The organism is Streptomyces sp. NPDC004658 (genome assembly GCF_040609555.1).
In the GTDB taxonomy this organism is placed as follows: Bacteria; Actinomycetota; Actinomycetes; order Streptomycetales; family Streptomycetaceae; genus Streptomyces.
Map to the genome: position 1 here is coordinate 1 of NZ_JBEXKG010000330.1, position 3,433 is coordinate 3,433.

At 68.7% G+C, this 3,433-nt stretch carries 2 protein-coding genes; one reads left to right on the top strand and one right to left on the bottom strand.

The features are described 5' to 3' along the window. The coding region (locus tag ABZV94_RS40825) for a cation:proton antiporter (protein WP_356350061.1) at positions 1–569 on the bottom strand (569 nt) is incomplete at its 3' end. Positions 570–765: 196 nt separating this feature from the next. On the opposite strand from ABZV94_RS40825, the gene ABZV94_RS40830 reads away from it, so the two are divergent. After that, positions 766–3,433 (top strand): penicillin acylase family protein (locus tag ABZV94_RS40830; RefSeq protein WP_356350063.1); only part of this gene is annotated, 2,668 nt, incomplete at its 3' end.

Sequence of the window (3,433 nt, forward strand, 5' to 3'; positions counted from 1 at the left end):
TGCTCGACCGGGCCGGCGGTGGAGAAGGCGACGACCAGGATGACCACCGGGGCGTCGTTGAAGCCCGACTCGGCCTCCAGCGTGCCCGTCACGCGCGCGGGGAGGGGAATCTTCCGCAGGACCGAGAAGACCGCCGCCGCGTCGGTCGACGACACCACCGCCCCGATGATGAGCGCCTGCCGCCACTCCAGCCCGACCAGGTAGTGCGCGCCCGCCGCGGTGACGCCCACGCTGATCGCGACTCCGGCCGTCGCCAGGACGGAGGCGGACGGCAGGACCGGCCGGATCTCCTTCCACTTCGTGCCCAGGCCGCCCTCGGCGAGGATCACGACCAGGGCCGCGTATCCCATGACCTGGGTCAGGGCGGCGCTGTTGAACTGGATGTGGCCGAGGCCGTCCTGGCCCATGAGGACGCCGATCCCCAGGTACACGAGCAGGCTGGGGAGCCCGCTGCGGGAGGAGACCCGGACGGCCGCGACGGCGACGAGCAGGACGACGGAGCAGACGAGCAGGAGCTGGTTGAGGTGGTGAACAGTCAGGGGGCGTTCCTCCTCCGAGATCGGGCCCATGGATCCCCGGTTACTTCGTTACCTTACCTAACTCTTGACGATTTCTTGACGTTCGGCGAGGCAAGATCGAACGCTCGTGCGCGCTGGTTCCCGACTCCGCGTCAAGCGGGACAGGGCCCTGCGCCTATGGTTGCTCCAGCGCTCATTCAAAGTCACAGCCCGACCTGCCGCTCGCGTTAGGACAGCAAGGACAGCGATGCCCCCCAACACCACCGCCACCACGGGTGACACCGCCACAACGGGTGCCACGTCCGTCAAGTCCGGCAGGAAGAAGGGGCGCAGAGCCCGACTCATCGTGCTGGTGCTGGTCCTGGCCCTCGTCGGAGGCGTCGCCTACGGGGCGTACTGGTCGGTCAGCACGGTGCGCGCCTCCTTCCCGCAGACCACCGGTTCGATCAAGCTCGACGGCCTGTCCGGGCCGGTCGACGTCAAGCGGGACGGCTACGGCATCCCGCAGATCTACGCGTCCTCGGACGAGGACCTGTTCATGGCGCAGGGCTACGTCCAGGCGCAGGACCGGTTCTACGAGATGGACGTGCGCCGGCACATGACCTCCGGGCGCCTGTCGGAGATGTTCGGCAAGAGCCAGGTCAAGAACGACGAGTTCCTGCGCACCCTCGGCTGGGACCGGATCGCGCGGCAGGAGTACGACACCAAGCTGTCGGCCTCCACGAAGAAGTACCTCCAGGCCTACGCCAAGGGGGTCAACGCCTATCTCCAGGGCAAGGACGGCAAGGACATCTCCCTGGAGTACGCGGCCCTGGGCCTCACCAACGACTACAAGCCTCAGAAGTGGACCCCGGTCGACTCCGTGTCGTGGCTGAAGGCGATGGCCTGGGACCTGCGCGGCAACATGCAGGACGAGATCGACCGCGCCCTGATGACCAGCCGCCTCGGCCCCCAGCAGATCCAGGACCTGTATCCGGCGTACCCCTACGGGCGCAACAAGCCGATCGTCCAGGAGGGCCAGTACGACGCGGTGACGCAGGCCTTCCGGCAGAGCGGCGCCACCGGTTCCACTCAGGGGACCGGCGGCACCCAGGGCACGACCGGCACCACGGGCACGACCGGCACGACCGGCACCCAGGGCACGACCGGCTCCACCGGCTCCTCCCAGGGCACGACGGGCACGACCGGCTCCTCCGCCTCGGCCGGGACGGGATCGTCCCTCACGAGCCAGCTGGGCGGCCTGTACGGCGTCCTGGACGACCTGCCCACGGCCGTCGGCGTGAACGGCCAGGGCATCGGCTCCAACTCCTGGGTGGTCGCCGGGAAGTACACCATCACCGGCAAGCCGCTGCTCGCCAACGACCCGCACCTGTCGGCGTCCCTGCCGTCCGTCTGGTACCAGATGGGCCTGCACTGCCGGACCGTCTCCAGCAAGTGCCCGTACGACGTCACCGGGTACACGTTCGCCGGCATGCCCGGTGTGATCATCGGCCACAACGCGAAGATCGCCTGGGGCCTGACCAACTCCGGTGTCGACGTCACCGACCTCTACCTGGAGAAGGTCAGCGCGAACGGCTACCTGTACGACGGCAAGGTCCGGCCGTTCAAGACCCGCGAGGAGACCATCAAGGTCGCCGGGGGTGCGGCCAAGACGATCGTCGTCCGGCAGACCCAGGACGGGATGCCGCTGCTGTCCGACCGTGACGACGAACTCGTCCAGGTCGGCAAGAAGGCGACCGTGAACGCCGCCGCACCGGACCGCGGCGACGGCTACGGCATCGCCCTGCGGTGGACCGCGCTCGACCCGGGCACGACCATGGACGCCGTCTTCGCCCTCGACAGGGCCGGGGACTGGAGCGACTTCCGCGCGGCGGCGGCCCTGTTCGACGTGCCCTCGCAGAACCTGATCTACGCCAGCACGGACAACCACATCGGCTACACGCTGCCCGGAAAGATCCCCGCCCGCACCGCCAAGGACTCCGGCGCCGTCCCGGTGCCGGGCTGGGACTCGAAGTACCGCTGGAAGGGCTTCATCAAGCAGGACGAACTGCCCTACGAGTACGACCCGGAGCGCGGCTACATCGTCACCGCCAACCAGGCCGTGGTCGACCCGGACAGGTACCCGTACACCCTCACCACCGACTGGGGCTACGGCACCCGCAGCCAGCGCATCGCCGACCTGATCGAGTCCAAGATCAAGGACGGCGGCAAGATCTCCACCGACGACATGCGGCAGATGCAGCTGGACAACAGCAGCGAGATCGCCAAGCTCCTGGTGCCCAAGCTGCTGAAGATCAACCTGGACGACCCGGACGTCCGCCAGGCGCAGAAGCTGCTGGAGGGCTGGGACTACACCCAGGACGCCGACTCCGCGGCGGCCGCGTACTTCAACGCCGTCTGGCGCAACATCCTCAAGCTCGCCTTCGGCAACAAGCTGCCCAAGGAGCTGCGGGTCAAGGGGCAGTGCCTGTGGGTCGACAAGATCGACAGCACCGGCCCGGTGGACGACGACACCAAGGTGCGCGAGTGCGGCCAGCGCGACGCCGACCAGGCGCAGCCGGACGGCGGCGACCGCTGGTTCGAGGTCGTGCGCACCCTGATGGACAAGCCGGACAGCGACTGGTGGAAGACGCCCAAGTCGGGCACCCGCCCCGCCGCCGAGAACCGCGACCAGCTCTTCGCCCGCGCCATGATCGACGCCCGCTGGGAGCTGACCGCAAAGCTCGGCAAGGACATCGACACCTGGAGCTGGGGCCGTCTGCACCGGCTGTTCCTGAAGAACCAGACGCTCGGCACCGAGGGCCCCAAGGTCCTGCAGTACCTCCTCAACCGCGGCCCCTGGAAGCTCAGCGGCGGCGAGGCGACGGTGAACGCCACGGGCTGGAACGCCGCCGGCGGCTACAACGTGGTCTGGG